Annotated in this window: 19 protein-coding genes; 7 read left to right on the top strand and 12 right to left on the bottom strand. The window is 64.0% G+C overall.

The window, feature by feature from the left end:
* Window positions 1-9: 9 nt before the first annotated feature.
* The gene (locus tag M1247_RS12530) at window positions 10-888 is read right to left on the bottom strand and encodes an amidohydrolase family protein (protein ID WP_317156664.1); all 879 of its coding nucleotides are present in this window, start codon (window positions 886-888) and stop codon (window positions 10-12) included.
* Window positions 889-953: 65 nt separating this feature from the next.
* Here M1247_RS12530 and M1247_RS12525 point away from each other — a divergent pair, with 65 nt between their 5' ends.
* On the top strand, window positions 954-1,718 hold the full coding sequence (locus tag M1247_RS12525; protein ID WP_317156663.1) for a trans-aconitate 2-methyltransferase: 765 nt from the start codon (window positions 954-956) through the stop codon (window positions 1,716-1,718).
* Window positions 1,719-1,776: 58 nt separating this feature from the next.
* Complete coding sequence (locus M1247_RS12520; RefSeq protein ID WP_317156662.1) at window positions 1,777-2,586, top strand: alpha/beta fold hydrolase; 810 nt, start codon at window positions 1,777-1,779, stop codon at window positions 2,584-2,586.
* 7 nt (window positions 2,587-2,593) lie between these two features.
* Here M1247_RS12520 and stf0 read toward each other — a convergent pair whose 3' ends face one another.
* The 3 genes from stf0 to M1247_RS12505 all read right to left on the bottom strand — a co-directional run bounded on the left by stf0 (window position 2,594) and on the right by M1247_RS12505 (window position 5,341).
* Window positions 2,594-3,397 carry a trehalose 2-sulfotransferase gene (stf0, locus tag M1247_RS12515; protein ID WP_317156661.1) on the bottom strand — a complete coding sequence of 268 codons (804 nt, stop codon included), beginning with the start codon at window positions 3,395-3,397 and terminating at the stop codon, window positions 2,594-2,596.
* A 49-nt stretch (window positions 3,398-3,446) separates the two neighbouring features.
* Window positions 3,447-4,778 carry a sulfatase family protein gene (locus tag M1247_RS12510; RefSeq protein WP_317156660.1) on the bottom strand — a complete coding sequence of 444 codons (1,332 nt, stop codon included), beginning with the start codon at window positions 4,776-4,778 and terminating at the stop codon, window positions 3,447-3,449.
* An 80-nt stretch (window positions 4,779-4,858) separates the two neighbouring features.
* Entirely contained in the window at window positions 4,859-5,341 is a 483-nt protein-coding gene (locus M1247_RS12505; protein WP_317156659.1) for a hypothetical protein, read from the bottom strand.
* A gap of 58 nt (window positions 5,342-5,399) precedes the next feature.
* On the opposite strand from M1247_RS12505, the gene M1247_RS12500 reads away from it, so the two are divergent.
* Window positions 5,400-6,071, top strand: coding sequence for a phosphatase PAP2 family protein (locus M1247_RS12500; RefSeq protein ID WP_317156658.1), 672 nt, complete (start codon window positions 5,400-5,402; stop codon window positions 6,069-6,071).
* On the opposite strand, the gene M1247_RS12495 is transcribed toward M1247_RS12500, so the two are convergent.
* Window positions 6,025-7,494, bottom strand: coding sequence for a bifunctional phosphatase PAP2/diacylglycerol kinase family protein (locus M1247_RS12495; RefSeq protein WP_317156657.1), 1,470 nt, complete (start codon window positions 7,492-7,494; stop codon window positions 6,025-6,027). The two genes, M1247_RS12500 and M1247_RS12495, sit on opposite strands and share 47 nt — an antisense overlap.
* Window positions 7,495-7,571: 77 nt before the next feature.
* Here M1247_RS12495 and M1247_RS12490 point away from each other — a divergent pair, with 77 nt between their 5' ends.
* Entirely contained in the window at window positions 7,572-8,225 is a 654-nt protein-coding gene (locus M1247_RS12490) for a L,D-transpeptidase family protein (RefSeq protein WP_317156656.1), read from the top strand.
* A 14-nt stretch (window positions 8,226-8,239) separates the two neighbouring features.
* On the opposite strand, the gene M1247_RS12485 is transcribed toward M1247_RS12490, so the two are convergent.
* From M1247_RS12485 to M1247_RS12465, 5 genes are all read right to left on the bottom strand, one after another.
* On the bottom strand, window positions 8,240-8,698 hold the full coding sequence (locus M1247_RS12485) for a nuclear transport factor 2 family protein (protein ID WP_317156655.1): 459 nt from the start codon (window positions 8,696-8,698) through the stop codon (window positions 8,240-8,242).
* Window positions 8,699-8,736: 38 nt separating this feature from the next.
* The gene (locus M1247_RS12480; protein WP_317156654.1) at window positions 8,737-10,242 is read right to left on the bottom strand and encodes an FAD-dependent oxidoreductase; all 1,506 of its coding nucleotides are present in this window, start codon (window positions 10,240-10,242) and stop codon (window positions 8,737-8,739) included.
* A 656-nt stretch (window positions 10,243-10,898) separates the two neighbouring features.
* Window positions 10,899-11,462, bottom strand: coding sequence for a hypothetical protein (locus M1247_RS12475; RefSeq protein ID WP_317156653.1), 564 nt, complete (start codon window positions 11,460-11,462; stop codon window positions 10,899-10,901).
* Window positions 11,459-12,265 carry a hypothetical protein gene (locus M1247_RS12470; RefSeq protein WP_317156652.1) on the bottom strand — a complete coding sequence of 269 codons (807 nt, stop codon included), beginning with the start codon at window positions 12,263-12,265 and terminating at the stop codon, window positions 11,459-11,461. Before M1247_RS12470 ends, M1247_RS12475 begins: the two co-directional genes overlap by 4 nt.
* 357 nt (window positions 12,266-12,622) lie before the next feature.
* Window positions 12,623-13,012 (bottom strand): hypothetical protein, encoded by a 390-nt coding sequence (locus tag M1247_RS12465; RefSeq protein ID WP_317156651.1) that lies wholly within the window; start codon window positions 13,010-13,012, stop codon window positions 12,623-12,625.
* A 535-nt stretch (window positions 13,013-13,547) separates the two neighbouring features.
* Between M1247_RS12465 and M1247_RS12460 the strand changes: the two genes are divergently transcribed.
* From M1247_RS12460 to M1247_RS12450, 3 genes are read left to right on the top strand one after another with little or no spacing between them, the layout of a single operon-like run.
* The gene (locus tag M1247_RS12460; protein ID WP_317156650.1) at window positions 13,548-13,766 is read left to right on the top strand and encodes a hypothetical protein; all 219 of its coding nucleotides are present in this window, start codon (window positions 13,548-13,550) and stop codon (window positions 13,764-13,766) included.
* Between the two features lie 2 nt (window positions 13,767-13,768).
* Window positions 13,769-13,996, top strand: a complete 228-nt coding sequence (locus tag M1247_RS12455) for a hypothetical protein (protein ID WP_317156649.1) — start codon at window positions 13,769-13,771, stop codon at window positions 13,994-13,996.
* Window positions 13,993-14,265, top strand: a complete 273-nt coding sequence (locus M1247_RS12450; protein WP_317156648.1) for a hypothetical protein — start codon at window positions 13,993-13,995, stop codon at window positions 14,263-14,265. Before M1247_RS12455 ends, M1247_RS12450 begins: the two co-directional genes overlap by 4 nt.
* Window positions 14,266-14,781: 516 nt before the next feature.
* Here M1247_RS12450 and M1247_RS12445 read toward each other — a convergent pair.
* Together M1247_RS12445 and M1247_RS12440 are read right to left on the bottom strand one after the other, a co-directional pair.
* Window positions 14,782-15,207, bottom strand: a complete 426-nt coding sequence (locus M1247_RS12445) for a hypothetical protein (protein WP_317156647.1) — start codon at window positions 15,205-15,207, stop codon at window positions 14,782-14,784.
* Window positions 15,208-15,534: 327 nt separating this feature from the next.
* Window positions 15,535-16,308 carry a hypothetical protein gene (locus M1247_RS12440; RefSeq protein ID WP_317156646.1) on the bottom strand — a complete coding sequence of 258 codons (774 nt, stop codon included), beginning with the start codon at window positions 16,306-16,308 and terminating at the stop codon, window positions 15,535-15,537.
* Window positions 16,309-16,745: the final 437 nt, after the last annotated feature.

Below are 16,745 nucleotides of genomic sequence, written 5' to 3'. Positions count from 1 at the left end.
TTTCTGATGCTAAGTCACCTTGAACAGCCGCGCGGCGTTGTCGTGGAGCACACTGCGTAACCAGGCGTCGTCCACACCCGGCAGTTCGGTCACGTTCCTGATGGCCTCGACATAGCCGTAGGGGATGTTGGGGAAATCGCTGCCGAACAGGATCCGGTCGCCCATCGCGTGCAGTCGGGGCGTGTCGCACTTCGGGAACGGCATCGTCGCCTCGACGAACGGGGTGAACGCCATGGTGGTGTCGAGCCGAACGGCATCGAATTGCTCAGCGAGGTCCAGGAATTCGGCGTATTCGGGCATGCCCATGTGCGCCACGATCAACGCCAGGCGCGGGTGGCGGTGCAGCAGGCGCCCGATCGGCGCAGGACCGGTGAACTCACCGGGCACCGGGCCCGAGCCACAGTGGATGACCACCGGCACGGCGGCGTCCTCGATGGCGCCCCAGACATCATCGAGCAGGGGGTCGTTGGGGTCGTAGCCGCCGACCTGAATATGTGCCTTGAACACCTCGACACCGGCGGCGATGGCGTCGGCCACGTAGCCGGGGGCGCTCGGCTCCGGATAGAAGGTTCCGGTGGCCAGGCAATCCGGGGTGTCCCGGGCGAAGTCGACGGCCCACTGGTTCAGCCAGGCCGCCATCTCCGGTTTGTGCGCATAGACCAGCGAGGAGAAGCGCCGCACGCCGAACGATCGCAGTGTGGCGAGGCGCTCGGCTTCGTCGGCGCGGTACGTGATCGGCCATTGCCTGCCGACCAGCGGACCCTGACTGTCGAAGTACTGCCAGACCTTGTCCATGACGTTCTTCGGCATGAAGTGGGTGTGGACGTCGATCATGCCGGGCAGGCCCAGCTCAGCCCAGATTTTTCGAACAGCTTCTGATTCGTCCATCGATTGAAGACGATATCGACCGCTCCACGATGGGCGGGAGCGGGCTCTGCAGGCATGATCGGAGTATGTGGAATCCGGACACCTACCTCGCCTTCGCCGACCATCGAGGGCGTCCGTTCTTCGACCTGCTGTCGCGGGTGAACACCACGGGCCCGCGTCGCGTCGTCGATCTCGGGTGCGGGCCGGGCAACCTCACCGAGGTACTGGCGCAGCGCTGGCCGGAGGCCGCGTTGGAGGCCTGGGACAGCTCACCGGAGATGGTGGAGGCCGCGCGGACCCGCGGGGTCGACGCCCACGCCGGGGTGATCGAGGACTGGGAACCGCAACCCGACACCGACGTGGTGATCTCCAATGCGGCGTTGCAGTGGGTGCCCGCACACCGGGAGCTGGTGGTGCGCTGGGCCGGGCAGTTGGCGCAGGGTGCGTGGATAGCTTTCCAGGTGCCGGGCAACTTCGACTCGCCGTCGCACCGGGCGGTGCGCGAGGTGGCGCGCCGTGAACCGTTCGCAAACCCGCTGCGGGACATGCCATGGCGCGACGCGGGCCAGGTCGACGCGCCCGCCGAGTACGCGGGTCTGCTTACCGACGCGGGCTGCACGGTCGATGCCTGGGAGACCACCTATGTGCATCAATTATCCGGTGAGACACCGGTATTGGATTGGATCACCGGTACCGCGTTGACCCAGGTCAAGAGCCGGCTGACCGAGCAGGCCTGGCAGGAGTATCGCCAGGCCATCATCCCCCTGCTCGCGCAGGCGTACCCCGCCCGGCCGGACGGCACCACGTTCTTTCCGTTCCGCCGCGTATTCGTGGTGGCCCAGGTGCGGTGACGCGACCATTACCCGCGACGTAATCGATATCCGCGTCCCGCTCACCGATCATTGGGGCATGCCGAAGCCAGCGAGCGCAGATCGCACCGACCTCCACTACACCGACACCGGCGCGGGCCCGGTCCTCGTCTTCACACATTCGTGGGGAATGAATTCGGGTCAGTGGGCCGACATCACGGCACATCTGGTGGGCCGGGGCTTTCGGTGCATCACCTATGACCGGCGGGGCCACGGCCGTTCAGAACGGTATGACGGTGAGTGGACAGTGGATCTGCTGGCCGACGACCTGGCCGGACTGCTGGAGCAGCTCGATCTCAAAGATGTGACGCTGGTGGGCCATTCGCTCGGCTGCGGTGAGATCGTGCGCTGTCTCAGCAGGCACGGGACCGCGAGGGTGAGCCGCGCGGTGTTCGTGGCACCCCAACTGCCGCTGATGGCCAAGAGGGCGGACAACCCGGATGGTGTCGAGCAGGAACTCCTCGACGGCATGCTCGCGGACCTGGAACGTGATGTGCGGCAATGGTGTGTCGACACCGCGGCACAGTTCTTCGGAGACAACCACACTGTGGCACCCGAGGTTGTCGACTGGACGGTGAACCAGGTCGCGGAGATGCCGACGCAGACGCTGCTCGCCACCGCGCGCATGGGCGCCACCACCGACTACCGTGCCGAACTCGCCGAACTGCAGCTACCCGTCCTGTTGATCCACGGCGACGCAGACGTGTCGACGCCGATCGAGCTCGCCGGCCGGCGCTCCGCGGAGCTGTTGCCGCAGGCGAAGCTCATCGAGATTCCCGGCGCCGCACACGGACTGTATGTCACCCATGCAGATCGGATCGTCGACGAACTGGCCGAAATCGCAGGTTAGCGGGCACTCAGAGCGGCAGCCCGTGTCGCTGGGCGTCAGCACGGTACCGGTCCACCCATTCGTCGGAGCGTTGATCGGCCTGGCGCTCGAGCACCGGCGCCGGGGCCAATCGGGGATCCAGGCCGAGTGCTTCCAGCACCTCGGACACCACCTGTGTGAGGTTGCGCCAGAGATAGGGATAGGAGACCTGGATGGGTGTGACGTCCTCCTCGGCGAACCAGGCGCTCCAGCCCTGTTCCTGTGCCCGGAGCATGGTGATCACGTGGGCGATCGCACCAGCGTGATATTCAGCGCGGGCGTCACGCACCGGATCGGGCCTGCCGCGCCAGACTCGGGTCTGCACCGCCCGCCAGAACGACACCGCCTGCGACACCACGTCGGGCCGGTGTACGTGGATCAGCACCGGATCGCTGCCGACGACGTCGCGGATCGCCGAGAGCAACCCGTCCCCGGACCGGTTCGGCAGGGCGCGGGCGCGGTCCAGCAGCAGCGGGGTCTGGTTCCACATCAGCTTGCCGCCCCACACCCCGTTCGGCGTGCGGCCGACGGTCTGGATGTAGTCGCGCCAGATGGTCGGTGGGGCGAGATCGGGTTTGCCTTCGTCGAGCGGATCGAGCAGGCGCAGAATCGACTCATCCTCGACACCGGCGAACCACTGTCGCGGCTGCGGTGACTGGCTGGTGTTGGGCAGGTACTGGAAGAACTCTTGGGGCTCACCGGCCATGCCGGTGGCGCGCAGTGACTCCACCAGCAAGGTGCTGCCGCTGCGCTGGGAAGCGAGCACCAGGTAGGCGCTCGGGTGATCTGGCATGCGCGTGACTCTAACCGCAACTTATTTGCGGTGGCTATTCCACGGGCTGTCAAGTGTTTTCGTCAACGGGAGGCCGGCCATGGTTGTGTAGATATGTTTGGGTGTAGCGCTCCGATATCCGGGTACCCGCGAAGTCTGACGGAATGACGTCGTGGGTCTTCTCCCGCCACGCGTTCAACAGCAGCGCGAAGTCGTCGGCGATCGCCTCGGCGCCCTCGGGCGAGTCAGGTCCCAGCAGATTGGTGGACTCCGTCGGGTCCTCGCCGAGGTCGTAGAGTTCCCGCGCCGGTCGCGGCCTGCGCACCTCAGCGGCCAGAATGCGTCCCGGCGGGCTGTCGGCGATGTCCCACGGCAGGTCCAGAAGTGGTCGTGGCACGTAGTTTTCGATGTAGCTGTATTCCTTGGTGCGGACGGCGCGGATGGGGTCGAATGAATCGTGATAGGTCTTCGTGGTGTAGACCGCCGTGCGGACCTGCGGGCCTTCGGCGGCAACGTCTTTGAGGTTTCCGGCATGCGACAGGCCGTCGATGTCGGCGGGAATGTCGACGCCGAGGAATTCGAGCAGCGTGGGCAACAGATCGACGCCACTGAACAGTTCCTCGTAGCGTCGGGGGGCGATGCCTGCGGCGCGTGGCGGACGGATGACCAGCGCGATGCCGGTGCCTGCGTCATACAGCGTCGACTTGGCCCGCGGCAGCGCCGGTCCGTGGTCGGTCATGAACACCACCCAGGTGTTCTCGTCGAGGCCCGTCGCAGCCAGGGTGTCCAGAAGCTCGCCGACCCTTGCGTCGGCAACTGCGATCGAGCCGTAGAACTCGGCGAGATCCGCACGCACGGTGTCGGTGTCGGGCAGGTAATCGGGCACCTCGACGGTGCCGGCGTCGGCGGGCTCATAGCGTTCCCGCGGGTAGGGGCGGTGCGTCTCGAAGAATCCGGCGGTGAGAAGGAACGGCTGGCGCGGTGGGTCGGTGAGCCAGTGGGAGGCCTGTTCGGTGACGTATTCGCAGTACGAATTCGAGACGTCGTATTCGTCGAATCCCAGCTTGGCGGGATAGGAGGTTTCATGTTGCATCCCGAACAAGGCTGTGTGCCAGCCTGATTCGGACAGAATGTGGGGAAGTGTACGTACCCCGGGGCGATATTCCCAGCCGTGATGGGCCAGGCCGACCAAACCGTTGCTCTGTGGATACCGGCCGGTGAACAGCGAGCCCCGCGAAGGCGAGCACAACGGCGCTGTCGCGTGCGCGCGGGTGAACAGGATGCCCTCGGCGGCGAGTTGGTCGAGCCGTGGGCTGTGCACGTCGGCGTGGCCGTAGGCGCCGAGGTAGCGCCCGAGGTCATGCCAGTGAACGATCAGCAGGTTCTGCCGGTGCCCGGTCACATCACTTCCTTTCGATACCGCTGGGACATCCCCATCCGACCGAACAGCCTCGACGGGCTGTCGGCAACCGTTTGGCTCAGCTATGGGTGGTATTGCACGCCGATCGCGCGGAACACCCACTCCGGGGGCACATCGAACGCCAGGTCCCGGCGCGGCAACCGCGCCAGCACATCCTCACCGATTGCGGTCTTGTAGTGCAGCGACAGGTGACCCTGGCAGCGCGGATCCACCTCAGCCAGGTCGACATCCAACTCCAGTCCGGATGCGGTGAGCTCGGCTTTGACCGCCCCGGATTGCGGCGCGCTCCAGAGCTGGTTGATGCTGCGCCCGGCCAGCTTGGGCACGGTGGACAGCGTTGCGAGCACCCGCTCACGGGTCAACACGAGCGACCCGGCGTAGCTGGCGATGCTTCCGGAAGACCGTTTGCCCGGGATGGAGCCGGTGAAGCGCCGCGTCACCGGGACGTATTCGGCCAGAAAGACGATTCCCTCGGCTTCTGCCTCTGCGCGCAGGCTCTCCGGCAGATCGCCGATGTGCAGTAGCTTCCGCAGGAACAGGGCCATCTCTGCACGGTAGCTGGTCGGGCCGTGGAAACGGATCGGAGCTGGTACAGATGTTCGTGTGGGGACACGGACCGGCTGGTTGATCGGCACGGCGGTGCTGGCCGTCGCGGTATATGCGCTGCTGTGGATCGGCTATGGAGCGCACTGGAACTGGCTGGCCACGCTCGACGACGCCGGACTGAGCGGGCCGTACCGGTACGGAGCCGCCCATCCCACGTGGGTCACGGTGTGGGACGTGTTCTGCACGGTGCTGGGGCCGATGGCGTTTCGCCTGGTGGGTGTGGTGATCATCGTGGTCGCGTTGCTGCGGCGCCGGCGGCGCATCGCGGTGTTCGTGCTCCTGACCGTGGTGTTGAACGGCATCGTCATCGAGGCCGCCAAGTTTCTCGCGTCCCGGCCGCGTCCGGACACCGCCTTGGTTCACGCGGCGTCGACGGCGTTCCCGTCCGGGCATGCCCTTGGCGTGCTGGCCAGTGTGCTGACGTTGCTGGCCGTGGCGTGGCCCGCGCTGCGCGGACCGGCCCGCGGCTGGGTGTGCGTGGCGGGTGCGCTGATCGTTGTCATGATCGGGGTCGGCCGGGTGGTGCTCAACGTCCATCACCCCTCCGACGTTCTTGCGGGGTGGGCGCTGGGCTACGCGTATTTCGTCGGCGTCCTGCTGTTGGTACCGCCCTATCCGAGAGTCAGGGCAGTGGGCGAAACACCGGCAGCGCCCGGTATCGCGCAGTGAAGCTGGCCTCGGTGCAGGGTTCGCCTACCTCGCCGTCGTGGGCGAGCACCGTGGGCCCGTCCACGGTGCGGAACCGGAACTGCGGCACCTGCATTTCGTGATACAGCGGGCTGCGTTCCAGCCGTCCCGTCACGATCGACGTCACGATGCGCAGGCGGCTGAACGACCGCGCCGTCTCCAGGATCCGGACGTCGATCAGGCCGTCATCCATCCTGGGCCGCTGCGACGGCGCGAAGCCGGACGGAAAGTACGTGGAATTGCCCAGGAAGAACAGCGACGTCTGCAACGTCTTGTCGTCGTAGGTGATGCGCACCGGTGCGTCGCGGCGCAACGTGAGATACAGCGCCCACGCGCCCGCCAGCCGCTTCCCCAGCCGGTGCTCCAGCTTCTCCCGAAGCCGCACGTACGTCGGGTACGCACCGATACTGGCGGTGTTGATCACCATTCTCGGTTTAGCCCCGTCCAGACACACCAGATCGACGTAGGCCGCATCGCCTTTCCGGATCGCCTCGACGGTCTGCGCGACCGAATCGCACCCGATGTCCTTGGCGAAGTGGTTGAACGTACCGCCGGGAAATACCGCAAGCGGAACGGCGGCCTCGACGGCGACACCCGCCGCGCACGCCACCGTGCCGTCACCCCCGCCGACCGCGAGCACCTCGCAGCGGCCGGCTGCCTCCCGCATCGCCTCCTCGATGTCGTCGTCGGGGCCGAGTTCGATAATTTCGCAGTCGGGCAGTGCTTTTCGTACCTCCTCGACCACCCGTGCGCCGGTGCCTCCGCCGGAAGCCGGGTTGATCACCAGCGCCACTCCGGAACCGTCCGGCCGGACGTCGGTGTGGAAGCGGAGCGGGTCTGCAACAGCCAGGCTGACGGGCGGGATCGGCGGCACCATCTTGGCGCCGAGAACGGCGATGCCCGCACCGATACCGAAGCCGGCCAACACATCCCCGGGATAGTGCGCACCGGTTGCCACGCGGGACAGCCCGACCAGGCCGGCCAGCAGCGCCAGCGCCAGGCCGGCCGGGGGGCTCTCCAGGCCGACGCCGACGGCGAATGCCGCGGCGCTGGCCGAATGGCCCGACGGCAGGGAATGCGATGTCGGAATGCGGCGGGCCCGGCGGGCGACCGGGATCAGACTGTGGTCCGGCCTGGGCCTGCGCCACACCCGTTTGGCCACCTGGTTGGTCAGCAAGCTGCTCACCGCCAGGCTGGCCAGGCCGCGTGAGGTGCCGCGCCGGATCGCCGGGCTGCCCAGCGTGCCCAGTGCGGCGGCGATGGCGAACCACAGTTTCGAATGGTCCGCGGCCCTGGTCAGGTTGGGCATGACGGTGTCGAGTAACGGGCTGGGTGAGTCCGCCACCGCCTCGAACACCTCGCGATCCAGTGTGCCCAACCCTCGACCGATCCTCCGCACGTCCATGACGCCAACGTATAGGTGCGACCGGATCGTGTCTCAACCTTTACCTCGCCGAAAGCGGTGGCGACGACGATTGACTGGTGCGCCGACTGCTGGTTCTGCTGTGTGTCGCAGCGCTGGCATTGGTGGCCTCACCGGTGGCGCACGCCGTGAACACGCCATGGTTCGCCCGTTCGGTGGGCAACGCCAGCCAGGTGATTTCCGTTGTGGGCGTGGGTGGGTCGAAAGCCAAGATGGACGTGTGGCAGCGTGGTCCGGCCGGTTGGCAGCCCGTCGGCGTCGGAATTCCCGCCAACATCGGGGCCAACGGCATGTTGGCGCAGACGCACGACGGCAACATGGCCACCCCGATGGGGATCTTCACCCTGGACTTCGCGTTCGGCACCGCACCGAATCCGGGCGGCGGGTTGCAGTATGTGCAGGTCGGTCCGGACCATTGGTGGGACGGCGATATGAAGAGCCCGACCTACAACACCATGCAGGTGTGCAAGAAGGCGCAATGTCCCTTCAACACCGACCCGAGTAGCGGCACCGAGAACCTGAACATCTCGGCCTACAAGCATGCGGTCGTGATGGGCGTGAACAAGGCCAGGGTGCCCGGCAATGGCGGTGCCTTTTTCCTGCACACCACCGACGGCGGACCCACCGCGGGATGTGTGGCGATCGAGGACGCCACGCTGGTGCAGATCATGCGGTGGCTGCGGCCGGGAGCGTTGATCGCCGTCGCCAAATAACGCGCCAGGCAGTGTCAGATATTAAGGGCCGTACCGGGTTTCAGTTTGAAGTTCAAGCCGTCGAGCGACATGGTGGCGTCGTAGGTACGGTCGTATCCGGTGGCGCTGATCTTCCATCCGTCGCTGGTTCGGCGGTAACGGTCATGGTAGAAGGCCGCACCGATCAGCATGAAGTTGAAGTCCGGAGCGATCACGCGGTCCTGCAGATACCAGGTACCGGTGGCCTCGTCGCCGTCGACGGCGATCTCCGGGTGTGCCACGCGGTGTTCGGTGATGATCTCCGGTCCCAGGGACTGTTTCATGAACTCGACCAGAGGGGCACGCTCGGTGAAATGGAGTGCCTCTCCGAGTGACTGCCCGTAGTCTCCTGCGACATCCTCGGTCAGGGTATCGGCGAAGTCGTCCCAGTGCTTGGTGTCCAGCGCCCGCAGGTACCGGTACTTGACTTGCTTGATGTCGTCGATATCACCCATGCCGACATTGCAGCACACCTCGTGTCACAGGCATAGCGTTACCGGCCGGCCGTGAGTCCGCGGGTGGCCGGACCCTCGAGCAGGGTGCCGTCCGGTGCGAAGCGTGACCCGTGCAGGGGGCACTCCCACGAATGGTCGGCGTCGTTCCAGCTGACGATGCCACCGAGGTGCGGGCATACCGGCGAGACCGTGCGCTCGACGCCGTCGACCACGCTGTGTGCCTCCAGGTGCCATGGCGGTCCGGTCACGATGCCGCCGTCCTCGGTTGCCCGGTCGCCGATCCGGGTGGCCGGGGTGATCCAGCCTTTGGCCATGTTCAGCCCGACCTCCAGGTTGGTGCGCAGGGCGGCGGGTATGCCCGAGCACTCATGGGGACTCCAGCTCGCGAACGCGTCCGCCCAATCCATCCGACCACCCAGGATCCGGCTGGACAGTGCCAGCGCGGCGGCAGCCCCGTTGGTCATGCCCCACTTGTCGAAACCCGTTGCCACATAGATCTTGTCCTGTCCGGGAAGGATCGGGCCGACGTAGGGCAGCCCGTCGACCGGGGTGTAGTCCTGCGCCGACCAGTAGTGGGTCTGTATCGCACCCGGCCAGTGCCGCTCGGCCCACGACGTCAGTTCCCGCACGGACCCGGCGGGGTTGCCGCCGCGTCCCACCGGGTGTCCGGCGCCGCCGACGATGAGCCGGTCACCGTCGGCGGTCGGGGCGTAGCGCACCGACCGGGTGGGTGAATCGGCCGAGATGTACATGCCGCGGGTGAGCTCCCCGGGGACCCGAAATGCCAGGCAGTAGGACCGGTTGGGCGCCAGGCGTGCGAAGAAGCCGCCGCGATCGAGGATCGGCACGCCGGTGGCGAGCACGCACCGGTCGGCGCGGATGTCGAACACGGCCCCGGTGGGTGTGCCCACCTGCAGCTTCAGGCCGTTTCCGTCGCCGGAGACCTGTTGGACTCTGACGCCTTGCGCCAGCCGGCCGTTGTGCTCGTCGAGCTCGACAACGAGGCTGTCCAGCAACGGCATCGGATCGAACTGGGCCTGATCGGCCAACCGGACGCCGCCGTGGAACGGGAACGGGACGTCGGCCTCGTCAACCCACTCGGCGTCGAGTCCGGCTGTGTGGCAGGCGTCCAACTCGGCGCGCGCGGACGGCACGCCGTCCTCGGATTGCGCATACGTGTAGGCGTCTTCGCGCTGCACCGCGAGGCCACGCGCCGCACAATGCCCGATCAACCACTGCTGACCCTCGAGGTTGCCCTGCACATACCGGCCGGCGACCGTGCGCCCGTGCTTGCCGAGGATCGTCGACATTTTGGTGCCCTGCAGCAGGCTGATCTTCGCCGTGGTGTTGCCGGTCGCGCCGGCACCCACGCTGCGGGCTTCCAGTACCAGCACCTGCCTGCCCGCCCTGGCGAGCAGCACGGCGGTGATCAGTCCGGTGATGCCCGCGCCGACCACGACGATCTCGGCGCGCCGGCTCCCCTCATCGAGGGAGGCGGACTGCACGGGTTGGTCCTGACGGTCGGCAAGCCACAGTGACGTCATGGTCATTGCTGTACCCAGCCGGCCAGGGGCGAAACAGCGGCTGGGCCCACGACCCGGTGTGTCTGACCGGCGACGATGACGTCTACCGCTATGGTGGGCTCCGTTATGAGCGACCCGTTGGGGTTGTCGATCGGTAGTTATTGCTCAACCTCCGGCGCGCCTTGGTTGTCTCTCGGTTCGATTGCGTAACCGGGGTCAGCATCGAAGTACACGGCTTCATCGAGAATGGCTTCGCGGATCTCACTCCACTCGTGCTTTGGCAAGCCTGGGCTCTCGGTCCGCAGGAGTGCGTGAGCGCGGCCCAGAGTCTCGTCCTCTTCGTCCGGCGCTAGCACTACCCCTCCGCCCCCTCGGCGAACATCGACAGCTTGAAATCGGCCTACGCCGAAGGACTCCCAGTTGGCCAGGCTGTCGGTCGGGGTCTCGTGGAAACGCAACAGGGAATCAAAGTGGACAGAACAGCCCTCTGGGGGGCTCTCGGTCGGCAGTGTTTAAGCTAAAGGCACCCTTGCCTAGGCACTTTTCGCCGCTCTTCCGGTCAACTGCGAGATTGAACGATCCGCGATCGCCTTTGCTCACCCTGCGGTAGATGAATTCACCGTCTTTAAGCGACGAGTCATCCCCAACCCATTCTTCTGCCACTGAAAACGCCGCGTTTAGATAGGCTGCTGACGCCAGTGTGGATTTTCTCGATCAACGTCTTTAGAAAACCAGTTCAGACTGTACTTCAACTGATCAAGTGGCAGCTCAGAGCCATGGCCGGAGTAAGTCTCGGCCGCGACGTTCCGCACTCGCCACCAATAACCTTCACCAGCGTAGATATCGATGCCGACAGACATCTCTCCTGCGCGCCAATAGAACGTGACTCCGCCGTCGTCGGGCGCGATCGAGGAATAGACAGTGTTCGGATTGAACAGAACATCTATGAGTGTCTTTGCGCGGTCGAAGGTGGTGCCCTCGATAAGCCCCTCCTCCTTCAACTCGTGGAGGGTTGCATATCCGCGGCTCTTAGCGCCTTGCCGCCGTGCAAGGATTCCCATCCAGTCCTCGGATGCCAGCCCTTCCAGTGAGCGGATGGCTGTTTCAAGCCTGGAAAGGGTTGGTCCCGCAACTCGGTGGAAATCATCTTCCCAGGCATCGACTGCGGACCTGGTTTCAGACGCGATCTTGCTCAGCCGCTTCACCGCGATCTCGAAATGCTCAAAGTGCGGAGTCGTCATTGGCGAACCCCCCAGGTAGTGCGCATGGCATCGTTCGAACTTTCCTCGAATGCTTCGATCAGCCGTTGATGGGCATCGGTTAGAAGTAGTTGCGCTACTTCCTTGGGATCCTTCTCGCTGAGAGGTGAATCCGGCAGCGGGATCGACAGAGTATCAATATCGAGCTGAGTTGCGCCGACGTCGCGCCCACTGTCGATATCGACTCGCGTCGTAGTGTTTGCCCCGAGTTCCTCGTTTTTCTTCTCACGTCTCAACCGAAATCCAAGGTAACCGGCGTCATCGAAGCGTCTGGTAGAGCCAACACCGTGCCAGTCCGATAAGTAATTGGCGATCCAATCTGCGCCTGCAATGTCATCCAGGAGGTTCCCATATTGGCACCGGCAGCCTTGGACTTTCAGCGGCCTATCACCCCACCGTTCAACCAAGTCGGCAAAGAAATCGAAATAAGAGTTCAACTCACCGGCTAAGACTTCGAAACCGGGGTACGACGTGTCCGGCGCTTCCGCATCGAAGGTCCAGTCCAGTGCAATCTGGTCGTGCTGGTACGCAATTGTGCGGCACAGTGAACTAGATACTTGCTCAACACCAGGCAAGGGCCAGCCACTGCCGAAAATATCTACTTCAGGTAGCGGTGTGGGTCGCCGTCTGGGTGCGGTCTGCGCCAGCGCGGGAAACCTTTCGCTCCATCGCTGTTGGAGTTGTCCAATCATCGACACATCGAAGTTCTCGATTGGCTCAACAAATACTGTCAGGCTCGTACTTCGCACCGGTGGACGTTCGTAGCGAGGACTCCCATCCATCATTCGTACATGATTACACATCAACTTTTGAACGTCTCTCCCTTCTGGCATGTTCCCTCACCTGCGCAAACTGAGATCAACGGCAGGCTTTGGTGATGGGGGTCTCGGCTCCGAGCGGTTGCGGCTAGCTCAACCACCACTTGAACCAGACGGCTGCGTCTAAGCCGGCCAGACGAAGCACTTCGTAGGAGAGCCGCGTATCGGCTCCCTGTTCGACAAGCCACCGCTGTACGTCAGCGTGAACGTCGTAGAGGCCGTTGTCGGTGAACCAACGGTCAGGTGACGTGAGTTCTACTGGGAGACGAGCGGCTAGCGAGGCCGAGTCGTTGGGCTTCGGTCGATCCCACCGTTTCGGGGTCCTCACTTTCGCCACCTGGCCTCTGCACCCTTTTTGCCGATCTGGCTCGGAGTCAGCTTGCTGTTGTCTTCGTCTGCGTCGGGCATACGTAGCGACTTGAGCATCGAGAGCAGTAGCGTCTGATTGCGTTGCAAGTCAGCGATTTCGGGCATCGATACCGGCTGCTTGTTGTATCCCGCGACTCGGGTGTTTGCCCCGGCTTTCCGTACTAGCCGGCGTTGGCGTTCGATCTCGTCAGCGAGGTAGCACGCCTCTTCGGCGATCAGCTGTGTCTCTGGACAACCGCTGAAGTCGCCGGTGGTGTGCAACTCTGCCCAGAGCCGTTTACCGCGTGTCCGTAGGCCGCTGGGCGGCTTCGGTGTTGCCGGTGGTTCCTTGGGGATGTTGCTCATGTTTTCGTCCGTTTCTCGCCCGTTTGGGGCGTGTTTTTGGGCCTTGTCTGGCGCGGTGTCTCTGCAAGAGTTTGCAGATCAGCGACGGTGCGGGGTGTGCAGCGGGTTCGGAAAAAGGGGGGCTATGCCTAGGCATCGGTGACCGTGGGCGCATTACCAACCGGTCGATACGCGGGTGCCGGCGGGGTACCCCCGTGGGGGGTGCGGCTGCTAGCACGCCGAAGGCGAGCGACGCCCAAGCGCAAGCGATGTCTACTTGCCGGCCTGCATACCCCGACGACGGGGGTGTGGCAGTGGCACACCTGCCTGCTGCGCAGTGCCTGCCACCCCGACGCACCTAACCTGTGCCACCCTGCACCCCACCCTGTGTGCCACCTGCTGCCCATTAGTGCAGCCCCGTGCACACCACCTGCCCCTCTTGCCTGCCACTCGGTGCTGTGCCTGCCTGCCCAACGCGGGGTCTAGTCATATACACGGAAAGCGTGTATTATTGGTGGGTATCCCGTTGTGACACAGACAGATAGGGCACACAACCATGATCCGCACACTCACCAACTGCATCGCAGCTCTACTCATCGGCGCAGGCTCGCTCGGCATCGGGGCCGGTGTCGCCTATGGCGCATCAACAGACCTGCACGTGGACAAGTACGCCGTCGAGGTCGGAGACGACAACGGAGACGGAATCATCATGGAAGACGAGAGCGGTTGGGTGTGTTCGGAGATGGGTAACCTGCGTTGCGGACCGGTGGCCTAGACATGACGTTCGACATCGATAGGTATGACTACAAAGCGGTATCGGTACTCGCACAGGACTATTCCGCGTACGACTTGGCAGACCACATAGCCGACGTTATGCAAGAGACGCTGCCCGATGGCAGGCGCATCTGGAATCTGCCGGCGTTGGATCTTGCCCTGCTGGCCGTGCAGAACTATCCCGGTGGAGCTACCGCGCTCCAGCTAGTTCTAGACGACGGGCAGGCATGATGGACTTCGACCTCGCAGGCCAGTTGGCAGACGTGCTGCCATCGGTGGATCAGAGTTGGTCGTTCTCGTCACCCCCAGGGTGGTACTTGTCGGACGCTGAGTATCCGACGTTCTGGGACGGTGCCAACTGGCATGACCCTGCTGGCGATCTTCAGGCCAGGATCACCGAGTTGGTGATCCCGCACCTAGAGCAGATCTTCAAGCAAGGGTTCGCTGCTGGTATCGCAGCCGTACGACAGGAGAATGCAGCATCGGCGAGAATCGTGTGATGACCGTGCGATACCTAAGCCGTAAAGACGTGGCCGAGAGGATAGGCGTGGCACCGGACACGCTGAGCAGGTACAAGTTGCCAGATCCCGATGCGTTGATCGGTACAACGCGGGGTTGGCTGCCTAAGACCATCGATCGGTGGGAAGAGTCACGCCCTGGTCGCGGGAAAGCCTGGTAGGCGAGGCCGGTAGACAGCAACAGGTTAAGCCGGATCGCGTAATTCCTTCGGGTGCACCAACTCAACCCATCGTTGCTGGGGGATTCCTACGCTCTCGGCAGCTTTCCGGAGCTGCGAGTGGAGCTTACAAAGCTCGGTGAAAACGTCGGATAGCGCGACTGCCGATGTCCACAGTTCGGTGGTCAGATCAGAGAGCGGCTCTCTGTCGAGCGCTTCGCATGCTCGCTGCGCCTTCTGCAACTCGAAGTCGATCAACATACATAGCTGGGTGCAGTAGGTGTGGTCAGCTGGTCGGCCCCGGTTGCATCCTTCGCGGAAGCAGGTGCGCCTTCGTCTGTCAGCCACCGTTGACCGTTACTTTCCCGCCTAAGCCACGGACCGCGGCTCGTAGAATGCCCGCGCCGTTAAGCGGTGTCGGTGCACCGGCTGGCTGGTTGTTGGCTTTACGCAACGCTTCTATGAAGATCTCGCCGGCTGACGCGTTGTGCTGCCATTCTGCCTCTGCCTCCGCTTGGCGTTGGGAATCCCGTTCTGCTTGCCACTTTCCGCTTTGGTAGTCGCGGTTCCACTGAGCCAGTTCTCGCATCGCTTGTCTGCGTTCTGCTGTGGGGTCTGGCTCGTCGTCGGGGAGGTACTTGCCAAGCCCGCGCTGTTCCAGCTTGCGGAGGAACGCGACGGCTAGCGGGTCGGTTATGTCGTCCTCTGATTTGGATCTGGTCTTGCTCAACGTCCGTGTCAGCTTCTTAGCTGCTGCTGAACTCATGCTGCGTTGACCCCGCAATCTGCCACGGCTTCCCAGCGGCGATGCTCGCCTCGGATCACTGCAAGCGAGATAGGCGGTAATCCCCTGGGCGGTTCTGTCGGCTGATACCGGCGCATGAACAGCTCCCGTCGTTGGTCGATGTCGTCGGTCCAGCAGCGGTTACCGGCTGCGGCCCGAGCTTCTGCCCAAGGCTTGCCGTTGTTCTCCCACCATTGTGTGAATCTGTGTTCCCGTTGTTCCTGTATCGTGCAGATCATTCGTAATCCTTTGTGTAGCAATGAAAAAACCCCAGGGTCGTTCCCTGGGGTTCGTCGTGTGAGCGTTGAATCAGGCGAACTGTTTGCGCGATGCCCGTTCCTGCAATTCCAGGTCTCGCCGGATTTCGGCGCACTCAGCGAGAGTGTTGATACCGAACGGCACACCGAGCCGCACCGCTGCGAAGTAGACGGCACCGACCGCTGATGTACTGGCACCGGGCCGACCAGCTTCGGTGTGGGCTTCGTCCAGCCGATAGAGCTGGTCATAGGTATCGGGACGCAGCACCCGCAATACGGGGTCTGGTGAACCTGCCCGTAGCAGGCTCGTGCCGGCCACCCAGCCGGCGATAGCGTCGATCTCCTGCGCTTGGCGCTGCGCTGCGGCGAAGGCTTCGACAACCGTTGGCCCGCTGTTGACCAACGTTTCAGAGTTGAGGTGCTTCGCCTCTGGCAGCACCGCCACGGCTTCGGTGTACGCCTCTGCGTGCTCGGCCAGCTGCGGCTGGAGCTGTTCGACGATGTTCGGGATTGCGGCCACAGCTTGGCGGATGACCGCGCTGGCAGCAGATTCGGACAGTTGGTTCTTGGCACGCTGCACCGGGGAGAACCCCACCCCTACGGTGTCGATCAGTACCAACTCGTCTGCCAGTTCGTGGATTTTGGCTTCTGCGTTCTTCGTCGTGACTGAGCTGACGGTTACGGTCGGCTTCGTGTTGACCGGAACTTTCCGGATAGCGCGGTAGAGCGCGATAGCGTCGGCGAGTTCGTCGGGCAGTTCAACGTCTAGCGTCTGGTTCCAGCGGAGCACATGATCGGCAATGGTGGAATGTGCGTAGTAGGACATCGCTTCTTCTTTCTCTTTGGTTGGCCGCGTGGTCTGCGGCAGAAACAACAAAGGCCACCCGTTGGTGGGTGGCCCTGGGGTGCGCCTGTGTGGTTCGCAGACGCGTTGGATCGGACAGTCTGGTGTCAGACTCTCGAGGTCTGACCTTCGTCGGTCACAGAGGTTCTGAGAGCGTTTCGGATGATGGCGGCGGCAGGTGCGTTGTGTCGCAGTGCGAAGTCTTCTGCCTCTAGGGCGCGAACCAGCTCTACGGCCGCGCGGTTCTTGCGCCGTCGCTCGCGGTCGTCGTCGCGTTTACATATCCGGCAGTAGCCCTGGGTGGTTCTGTCCGCTGCGGAGCGGATCATGTGCCCTTGCGGGTGGCGAGACCCCGTTGCTGAGTCCACCCGGTTTTGGAGTCGGGTTTGTTTGATCCAGATTCAGTTGATGCTGCAGGC

The sequence above is a fragment of the Mycobacterium appelbergii genome, assembly GCF_032883035.1.
GTDB lineage: Bacteria > Actinomycetota > Actinomycetes > Mycobacteriales > Mycobacteriaceae > Mycobacterium > Mycobacterium appelbergii.
The sequence above is the reverse complement of the archived record's forward strand: the minus strand, read 5'-3'. Positions and strand labels throughout refer to the sequence as shown.

What these genes read in the sequence shown, in the direction of transcription:
- M1247_RS12530 (WP_317156664.1), bottom strand. Translation starts at nt 888, where the DNA reads ATGGACGAATCAGAAGCTGTTCGAAAAATCTGGGCTGAGCTGGGCCTG.
- M1247_RS12525 (WP_317156663.1), top strand. Translation starts at nt 954, where the DNA reads ATGTGGAATCCGGACACCTACCTCGCCTTCGCCGACCATCGAGGGCGT.
- M1247_RS12520 (WP_317156662.1), top strand. Translation starts at nt 1,777, where the DNA reads ATGCCGAAGCCAGCGAGCGCAGATCGCACCGACCTCCACTACACCGAC.
- stf0 (WP_317156661.1), bottom strand. Translation starts at nt 3,397, where the DNA reads ATGCCAGATCACCCGAGCGCCTACCTGGTGCTCGCTTCCCAGCGCAGC.
- M1247_RS12505 (WP_317156659.1), bottom strand. Translation starts at nt 5,341, where the DNA reads ATGGCCCTGTTCCTGCGGAAGCTACTGCACATCGGCGATCTGCCGGAG.
- M1247_RS12495 (WP_317156657.1), bottom strand. Translation starts at nt 7,494, where the DNA reads ATGGACGTGCGGAGGATCGGTCGAGGGTTGGGCACACTGGATCGCGAG.
- M1247_RS12485 (WP_317156655.1), bottom strand. Translation starts at nt 8,698, where the DNA reads ATGGGTGATATCGACGACATCAAGCAAGTCAAGTACCGGTACCTGCGG.
- M1247_RS12480 (WP_317156654.1), bottom strand. Translation starts at nt 10,242, where the DNA reads ATGACGTCACTGTGGCTTGCCGACCGTCAGGACCAACCCGTGCAGTCC.
- M1247_RS12475 (WP_317156653.1), bottom strand. Translation starts at nt 11,462, where the DNA reads ATGACGACTCCGCACTTTGAGCATTTCGAGATCGCGGTGAAGCGGCTG.
- M1247_RS12470 (WP_317156652.1), bottom strand. Translation starts at nt 12,265, where the DNA reads ATGATGGATGGGAGTCCTCGCTACGAACGTCCACCGGTGCGAAGTACG.
- M1247_RS12465 (WP_317156651.1), bottom strand. Translation starts at nt 13,012, where the DNA reads ATGAGCAACATCCCCAAGGAACCACCGGCAACACCGAAGCCGCCCAGC.
- M1247_RS12460 (WP_317156650.1), top strand. Translation starts at nt 13,548, where the DNA reads ATGATCCGCACACTCACCAACTGCATCGCAGCTCTACTCATCGGCGCA.
- M1247_RS12455 (WP_317156649.1), top strand. Translation starts at nt 13,769, where the DNA reads ATGACGTTCGACATCGATAGGTATGACTACAAAGCGGTATCGGTACTC.
- M1247_RS12450 (WP_317156648.1), top strand. Translation starts at nt 13,993, where the DNA reads ATGATGGACTTCGACCTCGCAGGCCAGTTGGCAGACGTGCTGCCATCG.
- M1247_RS12445 (WP_317156647.1), bottom strand. Translation starts at nt 15,207, where the DNA reads ATGAGTTCAGCAGCAGCTAAGAAGCTGACACGGACGTTGAGCAAGACC.
- M1247_RS12440 (WP_317156646.1), bottom strand. Translation starts at nt 16,308, where the DNA reads ATGTCCTACTACGCACATTCCACCATTGCCGATCATGTGCTCCGCTGG.